Origin of the sequence: Pseudomonas sp. GM50 (assembly GCF_000282375.1) — a bacterium.
Taxonomy (GTDB): Bacteria; Pseudomonadota; Gammaproteobacteria; order Pseudomonadales; family Pseudomonadaceae; genus Aquipseudomonas.
In genome coordinates, this window is record NZ_AKJK01000044.1 from 23,513 (window position 1) to 39,294 (window position 15,782).

General features: G+C 55.9%; 14 protein-coding genes. 7 read left to right on the plus strand and 7 right to left on the minus strand.

Annotation, left to right across the window (positions count from 1 at the left end):
- Positions 1-2 precede the first annotated feature (2 nt).
- Entirely contained in the window at positions 3-794 is a 792-nt protein-coding gene (locus PMI30_RS19630; RefSeq protein ID WP_008008415.1) for a YfaP family protein, read from the minus strand.
- Positions 795-1,151: 357 nt separating this feature from the next.
- Here PMI30_RS19630 and PMI30_RS19625 point away from each other — a divergent pair, with 357 nt between their 5' ends.
- The gene (locus PMI30_RS19625) at positions 1,152-1,901 is read left to right on the plus strand and encodes an SDR family oxidoreductase (RefSeq protein ID WP_008008418.1); all 750 of its coding nucleotides are present in this window, start codon (positions 1,152-1,154) and stop codon (positions 1,899-1,901) included.
- A 283-nt stretch (positions 1,902-2,184) separates the two neighbouring features.
- Positions 2,185-3,000: a lipase family protein gene (locus PMI30_RS30495; RefSeq protein ID WP_008008420.1), complete on the plus strand. Its 816-nt coding sequence runs from the start codon at positions 2,185-2,187 to the stop codon at positions 2,998-3,000.
- Positions 3,001-3,636: 636 nt separating this feature from the next.
- Here PMI30_RS30495 and PMI30_RS19620 read toward each other — a convergent pair.
- The 5 genes from PMI30_RS19620 to PMI30_RS19600 form a co-directional block, all read right to left on the minus strand.
- Positions 3,637-4,170, minus strand: a complete 534-nt coding sequence (locus tag PMI30_RS19620) for a hypothetical protein (protein WP_008008422.1) — start codon at positions 4,168-4,170, stop codon at positions 3,637-3,639.
- Positions 4,171-5,294: 1,124 nt separating this feature from the next.
- A complete protein-coding gene (locus PMI30_RS19615) occupies positions 5,295-6,653 on the minus strand; it encodes an MATE family efflux transporter (protein ID WP_008008426.1) in 1,359 nt (452 codons plus the stop codon).
- A 362-nt stretch (positions 6,654-7,015) separates the two neighbouring features.
- Positions 7,016-7,630, minus strand: a complete 615-nt coding sequence (locus PMI30_RS19610; protein WP_008008428.1) for an alpha/beta fold hydrolase — start codon at positions 7,628-7,630, stop codon at positions 7,016-7,018.
- Between the two features lie 262 nt (positions 7,631-7,892).
- Entirely contained in the window at positions 7,893-8,267 is a 375-nt protein-coding gene (locus PMI30_RS19605) for a VOC family protein (protein ID WP_008008430.1), read from the minus strand.
- Positions 8,268-8,468: 201 nt separating this feature from the next.
- Positions 8,469-9,044 carry a TetR/AcrR family transcriptional regulator gene (locus tag PMI30_RS19600; protein ID WP_008008434.1) on the minus strand — a complete coding sequence of 192 codons (576 nt, stop codon included), beginning with the start codon at positions 9,042-9,044 and terminating at the stop codon, positions 8,469-8,471.
- Between the two features lie 147 nt (positions 9,045-9,191).
- On the opposite strand from PMI30_RS19600, the gene PMI30_RS19595 reads away from it, so the two are divergent.
- From PMI30_RS19595 to PMI30_RS19580, 4 genes are all read left to right on the plus strand, one after another.
- The gene (locus tag PMI30_RS19595; protein WP_008008435.1) at positions 9,192-10,313 is read left to right on the plus strand and encodes an alkene reductase; all 1,122 of its coding nucleotides are present in this window, start codon (positions 9,192-9,194) and stop codon (positions 10,311-10,313) included.
- A 51-nt stretch (positions 10,314-10,364) separates the two neighbouring features.
- Positions 10,365-11,153: an SDR family NAD(P)-dependent oxidoreductase gene (locus PMI30_RS19590; protein ID WP_008008438.1), complete on the plus strand. Its 789-nt coding sequence runs from the start codon at positions 10,365-10,367 to the stop codon at positions 11,151-11,153.
- Between the two features lie 47 nt (positions 11,154-11,200).
- Positions 11,201-12,070, plus strand: a complete 870-nt coding sequence (locus tag PMI30_RS19585) for an alpha/beta fold hydrolase (RefSeq protein WP_008008439.1) — start codon at positions 11,201-11,203, stop codon at positions 12,068-12,070.
- A gap of 77 nt (positions 12,071-12,147) precedes the next feature.
- Positions 12,148-13,146, plus strand: coding sequence for an NADP-dependent oxidoreductase (locus PMI30_RS19580; protein WP_008008441.1), 999 nt, complete (start codon positions 12,148-12,150; stop codon positions 13,144-13,146).
- A gap of 502 nt (positions 13,147-13,648) precedes the next feature.
- On the opposite strand, the gene PMI30_RS19575 is transcribed toward PMI30_RS19580, so the two are convergent.
- Positions 13,649-14,605: an AraC family transcriptional regulator gene (locus PMI30_RS19575; RefSeq protein WP_008008443.1), complete on the minus strand. Its 957-nt coding sequence runs from the start codon at positions 14,603-14,605 to the stop codon at positions 13,649-13,651.
- A 199-nt stretch (positions 14,606-14,804) separates the two neighbouring features.
- Between PMI30_RS19575 and PMI30_RS19570 the strand changes: the two genes are divergently transcribed.
- On the plus strand, positions 14,805-15,758 hold the full coding sequence (locus PMI30_RS19570; protein WP_008008445.1) for a diiron oxygenase: 954 nt from the start codon (positions 14,805-14,807) through the stop codon (positions 15,756-15,758).
- Positions 15,759-15,782: the final 24 nt, after the last annotated feature.

Below are 15,782 nucleotides of genomic sequence, written 5' to 3' on the forward strand. Positions count from 1 at the left end.
GTTTAATAGTTGAAAGTCTTGACCAGCAGCAGGTCGCCGATCGCCCGCAAAGGCACGATGAAGGTCTCGCGTTTTTCGTCGACGGTGTTTTCGTTGAGTACCAGATTGATTTGCGAGGTGATTACCTCGTTCTGGTTGCTGGTCTCATCGAAGTTATAGCCGCCACTGCCGAAGTTGCCCCAATAGTTCACGTAAACCAGATAAGTGCCATGCATCGGCGCGGTCATGGTGAACATTTCCGGGCCGGGGCCATCGACCCCGTCCGGGTCCAGACCGCCGCCGTTGCTCATCGCCGGGCGAGCCCAGAATGCATGTTGGCCGTCGGGGGTAATGATGTGCAGATCAAGTTCGGCCTTGGGATCGTCCCAACCCAGCACCACGCGAATTCGTGCCGGCGTGCGCAGGTTGTTGGCTTCGTAGAATTGAACGCGCTTGAGCGACTTGCCCTCGGAACTGCGCACTTCGACGCTGTTGGAGCCGGCGCCGAACGCATATGGCCGGGCGAAACGCCCTTGGTCGTCGGTGTATAGATTCAGGGGATTGCCGTTGACCGCCAGGCTATGGGGCGGACGGAGCGTACCGAGGGCCTTGAGCTGGCCTTCGATCATCGTGCGATTGCGCTGCACGCCCCGGTCGATGGGCGGCGTGGGATAGGCGACTCGAGGGTTTTCACTACGGTCCAGCAGGCCGTGATAGCGCCAGCCGCCCACCGGTTCCGACAACTCGGCCGTGGGCTCGGCCCATGCCACTTGGGCGCAGACCAGCGTGATCAGCAGTGAAAGAACACAACGCATGTAACGCCTCCTGCCATGCATAACGAAACCTGGCGCCCAATCCTCGGCGCGTTATTAATCTTACTGCTGGATACTGAAAAGCCGTTTGAGTCGCCTCAAACACACCGTCATGTTTCAAAACATGACGGGATACAAAGGCTGGCAATATAACATTCCCGCCAATCTGTTTTTCCGGTCTTTTTGTGCGCATCTCTGCATTTTTTTCAGATAATTCGAACAGCATCTGATCGAACCACCTATCGGACAACATGAAGCAGTTCCATTGCGGGTCTTTAATGGTTGCAGGATTCAACGTCAGCCCCTCGATCTGTCCACCCATACGACACTCAGGACTGACATCGCATCGGGAGACTCGTCATGAAAATCGTCGTCATGGGCGGTACCGGGCTGATCGGCAGACACCTGTGCAAAAACCTGCAAGACCAGGGGCATGAAACCCTGGCCGCATCACCCAGCACCGGCGTCAACGCCCTCACCGGCGAAGGACTGCAGACCGCCTTGCAAGGCGCCGACGTGGTGGTCGACGTGGCCAACTCGCCCTCCTTCGAAGACGCTGCCGTGCTCGAATTCTTCGAAACTTCCGGGCGTAACCTGCTCGCCGCCGAGAAAACCGCCGGCGTCAAACACCATGTCGCCCTGTCGGTGGTGGGCACCGAGCGCATGCTCGACAGCGGTTACTTCCGGGCGAAAATGGCCCAGGAAACACTCATCAAGGACTCAGGCATTCCCTACACAATATTGCGGGCCACGCAGTTCTTCGAATTCATCGGGGCGATTTCGCACTCGGGCGCTCAGGACGGCGACACCGTCCGCCTGACCTCCGCCGAGCTACAACCGATTGCCGCGGTCGATGTCGCGACGGCGCTGGCGAAGGTCGCCGTGCAAGCGCCGAGCAATAAGACCCTGGAAGTAGCCGGCCCAGAGCGCTGGCCGCTGGTGGAATTCGTGCGCCTGTTTTTGCAACACACCAACGACCCGCGCCAGGCCCAAGCGGACGACACAGTCCCCTACTTCGGTGCGCCCATCGATGATCATTCGCTCACGCCGGGAGAGCACCCCATCATCGGGCCGACGCGCTTCGAGAACTGGCTCAAGAGCAGCGTTTGATACGCAAATGGCTAATTGCACAGACTTGCCCACCCATTTGCATTCGACCTGACCAGTCATTTGCATCGGATTTTAACCAGCATGCTTCGTGGCCATGACCGGCAGAGAACGGCCCAAAGCGGACGCGCCCAACTGATTGCGCCTCTTACAAGACAAAGCTGCTGCTCATCTACTGAAGCACTAGCGGAGCACTCCGAAGCAATACATTGTCGCCGATCTAATACTAGAATCAATTTTTATATCTACCTCACATCAGCGAGCATGAGCAGCAAAGGGCGACCTAATGCACAACATGGAATCACTCAAAATATTCTTGGAATTGGCAAGACTCAGTAAAGCTGCATATGCCAGCCCGATAGCCCATAAGTACCACAGCTACAAAGGAAAACCCTTCGATGACCAGAGAATAATTCACGGTTCTATCGGCAGAGGGTTCTGCCGCATTTTCTGGAACATCGAATCGGTAGTAATATGCTTTAGAGGTACTAGAGAAAGTGTTGATTGGCAAATTTCAAATCTAAAAGCTTTTCCGGTTAAGCTGCGAGACTGCCCGGAAGCCTCCAATACTCTCGTGCATCGAGGATTCCAAAAAACTCTAAACTACGATGATAAAACCACCAAACTTCGCAGTCTTGATGCCATACTTCGTTGCCTCGAAGAGAACAGCTTGCTAGATAAAAAAATTGCTATCACTGGGCACTCACTCGGAGGCGCTCTAGCGATATTATTTGCGGTCAAACTGCGAAGCTCGCACCCTGATAAAGTCAGAGAGAATCTCGAATCAATAATAACCTTTGGATCGCCAGCTGTTGGTCTATCTACATTCAAAAAATTCTATGGAAAACTTGGCGAAAAAACAGTACGACTGATAAATAGTTCAGATGCAGTTCCTTTCACCCCACCATTATTCTATCAGCATGTGGGATCCGAAATATGGCTGCAAAATGAAGGCATCTCAACAAGTGGTGGCTGGCTTGTGCGTCTTGTCAAGGCACTAAAAGGGCCCGCATCGAATTTCTCATCCGATCACTCAATAGTGCAATATATATTGAAACTGAAAGCGCTTATAAACTCCCAAACCAATAGTCTGGAAAGATGACTTGGCACCTCCTCCGGCCTTCTTATTGTCAGACGAGAGAGGGCGGGAGGGCAATAACTGCCGGGGCACGAGCGTCCGCTAGGGCTGGGGTTGCCGTCGCAACAGGCTGGATTTCTTCTAGGTAGTTAAATGTCACCTTGAAAACGTGCTCTATCACTTCCTGCGACCTAGATATACTCTCCCACGCATAATCAGTTATACCCGCATCCGCGCACTTTACGTTAAGCGAGAGGCTTGACTTAAGCATTGCTAGCAGAGGTCGCTCATACTCAGGCTTGGATAGAAAATCTACCGACAAGTTAGCCATCACATTTGCAACTTCGCCCTCAGGGTCTTGGGCCTTGCGGAAAAGGGGAATGATTTATTTTTCAGAAATAAGAAAATAATTCCGTCCCCTTTTTTTTCATATAGATTGGACTTGGAGGCCACGACTCTGAGGAAATACAACCTTGCCCAATCCCGAACTGCTAAAATCGAGGCCGAAGATCTGACTCCTTCGCCGTATCGACTGGTATCGCTGGTGATGGACAAGGTGCATAGTCCGGGCAGGGTTAATGTCGATGACCACATCGATCCTGCCAAGACCGGAGCATTCCCGGTAGTTGCACATGAATTTATACTGCCAGGTCGTGCTGATTAGATATTCTTTGCCCGCTCAGTGCGTTTTAAAAGTACTGGAGACATGCTTTTCTGTATGGCGCATTGCAATGCGTAGAAGTACATAAGGCCAGACGCGAAGACAATAAGTGATAGTTTGATTAGCTCATGGTCCAACTTGCCTTCAATGGTATATTGTTTGAAGGTGATCGATGCCAAAATCAGTCCGGAGCAGTACATGGCGCCCGTAAGTTGGTTGGCTAAGAATCCGAGAATCCCACTATATGCATTGTTAGCGTTTAATAGCAGCGCTTTCAGCACCGTGTACGCTAAAAACGGCAAAAAGAAATAAATCATGAACAGAAGCAATCTAGGGGATGAAAAAGCCCCGATTGGCCACTCAGCCCATGTCTTTATAGAACCATCATCTTCAACACCCAAGAATAAAAATACATTCAATATGAGCGCCATTACGCAACAAAACACAAGACGAATTGCTTCCCTCTTGAGTGGTGGCATTACCAATAAATTTTCGATTTTACTAGCAAAATTTCTTTCGGGTGGTGTAGTCATAAAGCTTCCTTTCATAGCGTGCGCCATATATTGGCCACTATGGTAAGGCATTATGGTGTTTTAGTGAATCTTAAATTAAACAAACGGAGGATTAGCGATTATATACCAGTACCAGTGCGGTCTCGCAAGCCACTCGAACCGGCCCCCTGGATTCTGATGAGCGCTAATAAAAATTAGGAGCTTGGGTAACTCCGAAATCGGTGTCTGTTGAACACGGAGGATCGTGTTTTCCGATCAAACGGTAGAATTGATGGTACCGCTGATCTGAAGCGCGCGGTCGAATTTTTTTTTGCGGCCGCTACCGTCACTGACAGAACTCGGCGTTGAAGCTCCTCGGTGGCGCAGTGCACCGACGCTGCTGCGATGCTGATTGCCTCAACTGGATAACCGTCGATATCGAGTCCGGGAACCGCAAGTTGGAAATTATCTTTTTTGGGTTACAGGTGCCTCCTTGATGTGCCTAACGAGGACAGGCCACTTAATGACGAAAAATTTCATTGCACTGAGGAGTTGAGAACTTTAGATCATGGTTTAAATTTTACGGGGCGAATTAGAGGCATTATGGAAATAGATAAAATAACACCGCACGACAGCTATTTTGATCCAGCCGGTAGCCCCCTAACTTCGGTGTCCGAGTTCAGGTTACCCAAAAATGTTCGCCCCCTGCGGGACACCTTGATCATGTTCCTACAAGTAGATGTGAGCGCGCACGGTCCGTAATCCGATTGAGCATTCGCGCTACGCAAGTTGTGCATGTGATTTTTGCAACGCTCGAAAAACGCTTTGAGAGGTACTTCCCGTTTTTGCTAGCTTCAACGAGCGGCAGCTATTGGCCGAGGCTGTGTAAAAACGTTTTAGAGTAGGTTTGACGGTCAGAACTAGAACGAAAATCGCGTTCCTACGCAAATTTCAGGTCTGCCTACTAGCCAAGCGCTGGCAGATTTTACGTAGTAACGCAGACTTCCAAACGGTGTCTGCGTTTTTACACACTCTGGGCCGATTGCTGCCTGTCGAGAAGGGCTGCAATGCGCAATTCTCTGCCGATCACGGTTACGAAGCATGACGGTCAAATCCCATGCAACCGGTGGTCAAGTGGAGTGCAATTTCGCACTCAAACGAAGGCCCTACACCAACCGCTCAATCTTCTGATGCTGCCAGACCATTTTGTAATACAGCGTCTGCAGCATCAGCATGCCCAGATAGGCCACCGGAAACGCCATCCACACACCTTGCAGCCCAAAGCGCGCATCCAGCAGATACGCCACCGGCAACTGCACCCCGACCACGCAAACGATCGTAACCACCACCGGTACCAACACCGTGCCGCTGGCGCGCATGATGCCGCCGACAATCGCCTGAAAGCCAAACACCAACAGACTCCAGAGCATGATGTGCAACAGGTGTTCCGCCATCGCCCGGGTGGAATCATCCGTGAGGAACAACCCCAGCAACCAGTGCGACAGCAGATAACCCAACACCACCAAACCACCGGTCAGGCACACGTTGATCAACAGCCCCGTGCGCAAAATCGGCCCCATGCGTTCGATGCGCCCGGCCCCGATCGCCTGCGCACCGAGAATCGACGCCGTGATCGCAATCGACAACGCCGGGAACTGCACGTAATTGACGATCTGCGTCACCGCCCCGTACGCCGCTGTCGCCTGAGAACCGTGCTGATTCACCAGCGCCAGAATCACCAGCTCCGACAACGACAACACCACCATCTGCAATCCGGTCGGCAGCCCGATGCGCAACACCTTGCCGAGGATCTCCAGATCCAGCCGCATCGAGGCAAACATCTCCCGATCCGGCGCCAACGGATGCCCCTTGCGAATCAACCGCCACGCCAGCCACCCCATCGCCGCCAAGTTACCCGCCAACCCCGCCCACGCCGCACTCTGAATCCCCATCGGCGGCAACCCCAACCACCCGAGAATCAACGCCGGCGTCAGTGCCAGCCCGACACACGTCGACACCACCAGCGCCAACAACGGCGACACCGTATCGCTCACCCCACGCAGCAACTGCGTAAACAACACAAACACCAACAGCGACGGCAAGATCCACATCATCACATGCGCATACGCCACCGCATCGTCCAGCACATCCACCGGTGTCCCCAAACCCTGCAACGCCGGCCGGGCAAACACACTGCCCAACACCGCCGCAACCAACCCGATCATCGCCCCCAACAGCAACGTCGAACCCGCGATGGCCTTCACCAGATGCAACTCACGAGCCCCCCAGGCTTGGCCGATCAACACCCCAGCGCCAGCGCCAAGGCCGATGACCAGGGCGATGAAGAAAAACACCACGGGGAACATGCCCGATACTGCCGCGAGGGCTTGGGTGCCGAGCATTTGGCCGATGTAGATGCTGTTGATGGTGCCCGACATGGATTGGAGGAAATTGGAGAGGACCATGGGGGCGAGGAACAGGAGGTAGGTTTGCCAGAGGGGGCGTTGGATGGTGGGGGTTTGCATTGAGGTTCCGTCTCGGGTGGGGGCTGGCGTTTGGGAAATTCTACGCTATGGGACTGGGAACAATGCGCTTCTATTTTGCGGATTCAGGTAGCACGAGCACTGCTTGCTTTCGGCCGTTTTCTGCCTGTCACGACTGGCCGAAAACGGCCCATAGCAGGTGGTCAACGAGGTGCGAAATCACATGTCATATACTCAATGTTGGTTCGTGCACTTTTAATTATGCTTTGATTTTTTTATCTCTACGCGGTTTGCGCAGAGTATCCGGCGAGTTAGAGCGATATGCCTCCGGTTGTCTGTCCACCAGGTCTTGAAACGCACGGTGTCGCACATTCAGTCCGACGCGGTGGCAACAAGTGTTCCGCTTACCAGTAGGCCAGATGTCTCTCGATCAACCTCGCCACTTCGGCTGCGTGAGTAAAGCCCAGATTGTGATCGGCGCCAGGGAAAACGTGTAGTTCAGCACGAGGTAACAGTTGAGCAAGGCGCTGGCCGACGCGAACGGGGCTGATCGGATCAGAATCTCCCCAGAGGAGCAGGACTGGCATGCGCAACTCGATCAACCGGAGCGTGAGGTCGGTGCGGTCGTCGAGAAACCAACTCGGCAGTGTCGGGTTGGTGGCAGCAAAATCCGGGCGCCAGTCATGCGCGCCCAGAGCAGACATATCCACCCCGCCAGAGGTGACGGTCAGCGTCAGGTGCGTGATCAGCTCAGGGCGTTCAAGCGCTGCAAGCACAGCGACTATGCCGCCCATGGACTGTGCCACCAGCGCTGTGGGCCGGTCGATCTCGGCCAGCACGCGAGCCACCAGATCATGCATGCCAGTCACGCCAGACAACGGCGGAGTGTCTCCAAAGCCGGGCCAGCCGATATGGACCTGCTGCGCCGGGTGGGCCAAGCGCTCAGCAACCGGATGCCAAAACCGGGTGTTACCTGAGGCTCCGGGCAGGAAGAGGAGTTTGGCGGGGGATACGATCACAGGTTCGGTCCTTGAAGGTGGGATTGAAAGAGTCAGCAGGAGGAAAAAATGGATGCCACGAGGTTCGATGATCGCTTCGGAACGAGAGCCGCCGGGCAACTCGCGACCCGTTGCAGTCGTTCGCTAATGGCTGCAATCGACCGCTGACTGCCAGAGTCTCGCATTCTCCAAGAAGCATGGTGTGAGTGGCATGGGCATGTATCGGCCCATTAGTGGCGATCGAAAAAAACGCCCCCCTAACACACTCGACCAAGCTGACGAATCATCTAATTGTTGGAGCAGCAAACGCTCTACTTGAGATAGAAATCGAGTTACCGTCAGGATCCTTAGCATTGGCGAAGGTATAGCCATCCGCCTTGTGCGTAGCTCCAAATTTCAGCCCCTTTGCCAGGCAACGTTCCTTGAAGCCATCGACATCCTCAATATCAAAGACAAGTTTGACCGTAACCTGTCCTGTCTTGACGCTTTTTGCTACCGGGTGGGCCATTAAAGTCGCACCACCATTTGCAGATCTCAGTTCGACAACCCGATCATCAGCAAAATGCTCGCTGACAAAACCGAAATGGCGCTCATAAAAATCGCAAGTTGCTTGCACGTTTTTGACATACAGCATTATCCGATTGAGTAACGGTTGCATTTCTCTTCCTTGAGTCGTTGATTAAAAGTCAGCTCATTCTCGATGCCGGGCGTGCGCTTGTCGAGAGACTGCTCTTGGCCGTTTTCAGCCGGTGACGACAGGCAGAAATCGGCTGTGGACTCAACCGGTCGGCCAAAGACGAAATGATGCAAGTCAGCACGTATTGTGCTGACAACCATCTATTCCCTATACGAAATGAACCTACGATTGAATAGGTAATGATGCGGTCATCTTCGCGTGACACACCGCCAGAATTTCATCCGCCAACGCCGAGTCGTCAGGACAGGCGCGCGATAGCATGATCGCACCGACCGCGCGTGCCAGCAGGTCGATCATTTTCTCCCTCGCCTCACCCGCTGGCGCATCCGGCCCGGTCGGGTATTTTTCGCCGAGCGTTTGCAACGTGCGCTCGATGCCTTCAGCGAATGCCGACTTCAAATCGCCGGACTGACGCGCAGCGTCGCCGCACAACGCCGCCATGGTGCAACCCGTGGCGCGCCCGTCGCGATGATCCCTGGACACATACACATCGATGAAATCCTTGATGCTCAGTGCTTCAGCGCTGATCAGCGATTGCGCAAGGCTGTTGGCCGAGGCCTCAGCCATCAAGTCCGCCTTCGAACCGAAATGTTTGTAGAAACCGCCATGGGTGAAACCGGCGGCGGCCATCAGGTCGGCCACGCCGACACCGTCAAAACCGCGCTCGCGAAACACGACTGAGGCCGTTTCGACGATGTGTTCCCGATTTGCCTGAGCCTGGGCCTTGGTCACTCGCATGTTCGATACCTCGCTACCGCTGGAAATTCATGGGTTGATGATACATAGATGTTGCTCATAATCAAAATTGTTGACAGTTTAGATTTCGATCATCATCCTAAATGCCAGCCATATGAAATTCACCAACGGGCACGGAAACACACACCCATGAGCGACCTGAATCTGTTTACCCCTTACACGCTTGGCGCCCTGACGCTGTCGAACCGCGTGGTTCTCGCGCCACTGACGCGCAATCGCGCAGGCAAAGGCTTTGTGCCGAGTGAGTTTGCTGCCGCCTATTACAGCCAGCGGGCCAGCGCGGGCTTGCTGATTTCCGAAGCCTCGCAGATCTCGCAGCAAGGACAGGGCTATCAGGACAGCCCGGGCATTTACACGCAGTCGCAGATAGAGGGATGGCGCAAGGTGACCGATGCCGTGCATGCCAAGGGCGGAAGAATTTTCCTGCAGCTGTGGCATGTGGGTCGTGTTTCCCATGTCGATCTGCAACAGCAAGGCGCGGCGCCGGTAGCTCCTTCCGCGCTTCGTCCCGCGACCAAGGTGTTCGTCAACAATCGCTTTGAGGACGTTTCCGAGCCGCGAGCGCTGGAGACCGACGAACTGCCGGGCATCGTCAACGATTTCCGCCAAGCGGCGGCAAACGCCATTGCGGCAGGCTTCGACGGCGTGGAAATCCACGGTGCAAACGGCTATTTGCTGGATCAGTTCATCAAGGACGGCGCCAACCTGCGTACTGACGCCTACGGCGGTTCGATCGCAAACCGTGCGCGTCTGCTGCTGGAAGTGACGGCTGCCGTGGCCGCCGAGATTGGTGCTGATCGCACGGGCATTCGCCTCTCGCCTGTCTCGCCGGCCAATGGTGTATCGAGCAGTAATCCACAGGCTCAGTTCGATTACATCGTCGACCAACTCAATGCTCTGGACATCGCTTATCTGCACGTCGTCGAAGGCGCGACCGGTGGGCCACGCGACGTGGCGCCCTTTGATTTCGACGCCTTGCGCCAGCGCTTCAAGAACACCTACATCGCCAACAACGGCTATGACCTGGACCTGGCCACGGCACGCCTTGCGCATGACAAGGCCGACCTGATCGCCTTCGGCCGCCCTTTTATCGGCAACCCTGATCTGGTGGAGCGGCTCAAGACCGGTGCGCCACTGTCCGCCTTCGACCCCTCCACGCTCTACGGCGGCGGTGCGGCGGGATACATCGACTACCCGACGCTTGCCGAATCAAGCGCTGCCGCGAACCAGGCACAAGCTGATCGGGCCTGATTTGATCGTGCATCCATCCCCATTCATGTTCCCGAAAAAAGAGCTGACATCATGACTACTCACCCTACCGTTCTCATCACTGGCGCTTCCACTGGCATCGGCGCGGTTTACGCCGAGCGTTTCGCCCAACGCGGGCATGATCTGGTGTTGGTCGCCCGCGACCACTCGCGCCTGGAAACGCTCGCCGCAAAGTTGCGTGGCGAACACAACGTCGCCATTGAAGTGCTTCAGGCCGACCTGACTCAACTCAGCGACCTGCACACCGTCGAAGCGCGCCTGCGGGATGACGCGCGCATCGGCATCCTCGTCAACAATGCCGGCGCCGCACAGTCCGGCACCTTCATCGAGCAAAGCACCGACAGCGTTGCGCAACTGGTGGCCCTCAACACCACTGCGCTGGTGCGACTCGCCAGCGCCATCGCGCCACGCCTGGCCAAAGCAGGTGAAGGCGCGATCATCAACATCGGTTCGGTGGTGGGTCTGGCGCCTGAGTTCGGCATGTCGGTCTATGGGGCGACCAAGGCGTTTGTGCTGTTCCTTTCCCAAGGCCTGAGCCTGGAACTTTCGCCTCAGGGTGTTTATGTGCAAGCCGTATTGCCCGCCGCCACCCGCACGGAGATTTGGGACCGCGCCGGTATCGACATCAACACCTTGAGCGAAATCATGGAAGTCGGTGATCTGGTCGATGCCGCACTGGTTGGCTTCGACCGTCGCGAACCGGTGACCATTCCTCCGTTGCAAGAAGGCGAGCGCTGGGATGCCCTGCAAACCGCGCGTCAGGGTCTTTTGTCGCAGATCAGGCAGTCTGCCGTGGCGCAACGCTATTTGACTCAGGTCTGACCCATGTCTAGCAGGTCGGCCTCGCCCCGCAATCGGACGGAGTAAACATGACCCTTATGGCTACAAGCAATCACCCGGGTTCGCAGTCGTCATTTATCAACGCGGCGAACCAGTCGGTTCTGGTTGGCGGGATACCTTTCGCCTATCGTGATCTGGGCCCCAGAACGCAGGTCCCGCTGGTCATGTTCAACCATTGGGGGGCAGTGCTGGATAACTTTGACCCCAGGATTATTGACGGTCTGGCAAAAAACCGGCGTGTCATCATCACCGATTACCGCGGTATCGGTGGCTCGGGCGGCGCCGCGCCATTGACCGTCGGTGAGATGGCTGACGATGCCATCGGCTTTATTCGTGCATTGGGTTTGGACAAGGTTGACCTGCTCGGCTTTTCACTCGGCGGCTTCGTCGCTCAAGACATCGCCCTGAAAGCTCCCGATCGCGTGCGCAGGCTGATCCTCACCGGAACCGGACCGGCCGGCGGCACAGGCATCGACAACGTCGGCTCGGTGACTTGGCCGTTAATGATCAAGGGTCTGCTGACGCTACGAGATCCCAAGTTCTACCTGTTCTTTACCACCACGGCCAACGGACAACGCGCCGCGTCCGAGTATTTGCAACGATTGAAAGAGCGCCGGCAAGACCGGGACAAAGGCCCGACACCCCGCGCGTTTTTACGGCAATTGAAAGCCATTACTGCGTGGGGCAAGCAGGCGCCGCAAGAACTCGGTCGCCTGCGTATGCCGACGCTGATCGCCAACGGGGACAACGACATCATGGTGCCCACTGTCAACTCGCTTGAGCTGGCAAAGCGAATCCCCAACGCGCAACTGATCATTTACCAGGACGCCGGGCACGGCAGCATTTTCCAGCACCCTACCGATTTCGTGGCCAAGGCTTTGGCGTTCCTCGACGCCTGACAGCCTGTACGTCTCATCGCATCAACGTTGCCGGGGCCGCGCCCCATTCTCATTCCACCGACAAGAGCAACTGCAACATGAAGGCATTTTTTATCAACCGCTACGGCGAGCAGAACGGAATGGTTGGCGAAGTGCCCGACCCTGCGGTCGGTGTGCATGACGTTCTGATCCAGGTGCATGCAACGAGCGTGAACCCGTTGGACTCGAAGATCAGAACGGGCGAGTTCAAACTGATCCTGCCCTATACATTTCCGTTGGTATTGGGCAACGACCTGGCGGGTGTGGTCGTTCGCACGGGCTCGGCGGTGAAGCGATTCAAGCCAGGAGATGAAGTCTATGCACGCCCTCCCGAGGATCGGATCGGGACGTTTGCCGAATTGATCGCCGTGAACGAAAACGCGCTCGCGCTGAAACCCTCGAACCTTGACATGGCCGAAGCGGCGTCCGTGCCCTTGGCCCTCTTGACGGCCTGGCAGGCGCTGGTTGAGACCGCCCAGGTGAAAAAAGGCCAGAAGGTGTTGATTCATGCTGGATCCGGCGGTGTCGGCACGTTTGCCATCCAGCTCGCCAAACACCTCGGCGCCTTCGTTGCGACGACCACCAGTACGGCGAATGTCGAATGGGTGAAGGCGCTCGGGGCGGATGTGGTCATCGACTACAAGCAGCAAGATTTTGCAAACGAGTTGCGCGATTTCGACGTGGTGTTGAACAGCCTCGGTGCCGATGTACTGGAGAAATCGGTCAAGGTTCTCCAGCCTGGCGGACAGCTCATTTCCCTCTCCGGACCACCGACAGCAGAATTTGCCCAAGAGCAAGGCTTGTCCTGGATGCTACGGCAAGTCATGCGCCTGCTGAGCAGCGGTATTCGTAGAAAAGCCCGCAAGCACGGGGTGAGCTATACATTTTTGTTTATGCGTGCCAACGGGGTACAACTGCAAAAAATCACCTCGCTTATCGAAGCTGGCGTCATCAAACCGGTCATCGATCGTTCCTTCCCTTTTGAATCGACTGCGCAGGCGTTGCGGTACGTCGAGCAGGGCAGATCAAAAGGCAAAGTCACCATAACAATCAAATAAGCGCACTACGAAAAATGTCCGAAGATAACGTGCATGCCGCCAAGTATCACATCCCAGCGCCTGAACCAGAGGAGCAGCCACCGCACAACAGACACACGCAGGAGCAGTTGCAACCGGAAGTCGCACCTCTAGAAAAGCCGATAATCATTTGGCGTAGCTTGATGCTTGAGCAGTAACGAGAAATGGTTGAAGCGACCAAGTAATCGCACCTGCTTTACACGCGGGTCCTGCACTAACCCCGGAAATAGATGTGATCGGCCGGCGCTTGCGGGCTCAAGCCGCGGAGTAAATGAAAACGGGCGCCTGAGTGGCTAATGCCAGTCAGTTAAGCGCCGCAATTCATGTGGGAGCGGGCTTGCTCGCGAAGAGGGAGTGTCAGTCAACCTCAATGTTGACTGTGCCGCCGCCTTCGCGAGCAAGCCCGCACACACAGGTGCTGCACCTTAACTGACCGGTATTAGCCTGAGTGGCGCCCGTTTTTGCATCCGCGCACCGGACCTTCTCACGCTGATTGTCTGCGCCAAGTACCGGGTGATGTGCCGAACTGGCGTTTGAATGCGCGACTGAACGCGGCTTCGGATTCGTAGCCCACTGCAAAGCCGATTTGCGCCACATTACCGCGACCTTCGCGCAGGTGTTGAGCCGCCACGTGCATACGCCAGAGCGTCAGGTATTGCATCGGTGGCTGTCCGACCAATGCCGTGAATCGCTCCGCGAATACCGAGCGCGACATGCCCACTTCAAGCGCCAGGGCTTCTGCAGTCCAGCCCTCGGTTGGACGAGCATGGAGCAGCGCCAGTGCGCGCCCGATATGCGGATCTCGCAAACCCGCCAGCCACCCGCGCCGCTCAGCGGGGAGGCTCGCGACGTACTGGCTGACGGCTTCGACGAATAGCAATTCGGAGAGCTTGGCGATGACCGTTGTCGAGCCGAGGCGCCCCGCCGCAATCTCACTGACAGCGAACCGGAATGAGCTTTCAATCCAGACTCCCGAAGCCGTCGCGCGCAAGTCTAGTTTCAATAAGGATGGCAGCGACGAAAGCAACGGACTGAAGGGGGTTTCAGAGCCGAGGAATCCGCACAATAGTTGCGTGACCTCGCCGCCCCCGCCGTACTTGATTCGTGAAATAGCACCGACTTCCGGCGGCTGAATAACTTCGCCCGCCGGCATGGGCGCAATGCTCAGGTCGCTGCCAAAAGAATGAGCGTCATTGTGCGGAAGCAGAACGAGTTCACCTGCCCGCACGTCAATGGCGGCACCGCCGTCGACTTGTAATTGCATATGCCCCGCGGCGACAAAATGCGACGCAATGATATGTCGAGGTGCCGCCAGGAACGGTTTGCAATCGTCCGCAGAGATTCTTCCCTTGATGCACCAGGGCGCAGTGAATTCCGCCTCGAGAAAAACCCCTCCAGACAGCCGAATCACACGCAACACATCGGAAAACGCATCCAACAATTGCCAGCCCTCCTTTCCGGAGTCCGGAGCATGTAATCAGGCGCACTGGTCATTCATCGCCTGAACTGCGAGGCCTAGATTAGCACCAACGCGGACTCCGTGATCGGGACGATCCCCAGACTCTTCACCGATGGTCATTGGCTCCGACGTTAACCGTAATTGCCCTATTCCAACTCGACCAGGCAAGCAGGAGATCGATATGAACACCGTTGCTACCATGCCCAGCCCAGATTCGGACAACGCCGCCCGTTATGCTCAACTTGTCAGATCATCGAAGAAAGCCGAATGGCAAATCGATCGTGATTTGCTACAGGACCGGAGTTTCGACTTCTCGCGCAAATTCTTGCCCGACGGACTGTCGCGGATCGACCGCCTGACCTTTCTCGACCCGGATGAGGCGCGCCTGCTCAGTCAGATTCAGGGCCGAACCTATGCGTATATCTTTGGCTTGGTCGAGCGTTTTATCAGCGCCAAAATGCTCGATCAAGGTCGAGCCCATGTCTTTGACGATCAGCTCGCACTCGAAGCGCTGGTGCGCTTTTCTAACGACGAGATCAAGCACCAGGAACTGTTCCGGCGCATGGAGACGATGATTAGTTCGCACTTGCCAGCGGGGTATCGTCAAGTTGCCGATCCAAACGATGTGGCGCGCTCGGTACTTGCGGCCAGCACTTGGTCGGTGCTCGCGCTAACCTGTCATATCGAGCTGTTTGTTCAGGCGCACTACGCGCAAAGCATCGCCCCGCGTGAAGAGTTGTGCCCGCTATTCAAGGATGTTTTCAAATTTCACTGGAAGGATGAAAGCCGGCACGTCGTACTCGATGAACTGGAGTGGAAGGCGGAGCACGCGAAACTCTCGCCAACCGAGCGCGACCAGGCAGTGAACGATCTGATTGCGCTAGTGGCGGCCGTCGATGGAATCCTGCAGGCACAATCGGCATCCGATGCCGACTACTTTATCCGCAATGTTTCACGGTCATTCAGTATCGATGAGACCGCGCAAATCAAAGCCTCCGTGCTGAGCGCCTACCGCTGGCAATACATTATCTCGGGCGTGCAGCATCCACACTTTGGCCGGTTGCTTACGCACATGACAACACCGGCACAGATGTCCACGATTCAGACCGCACTGGCACCCATCATGAGCAATTGATCGACTGGCGCGGCCGACCGTGCG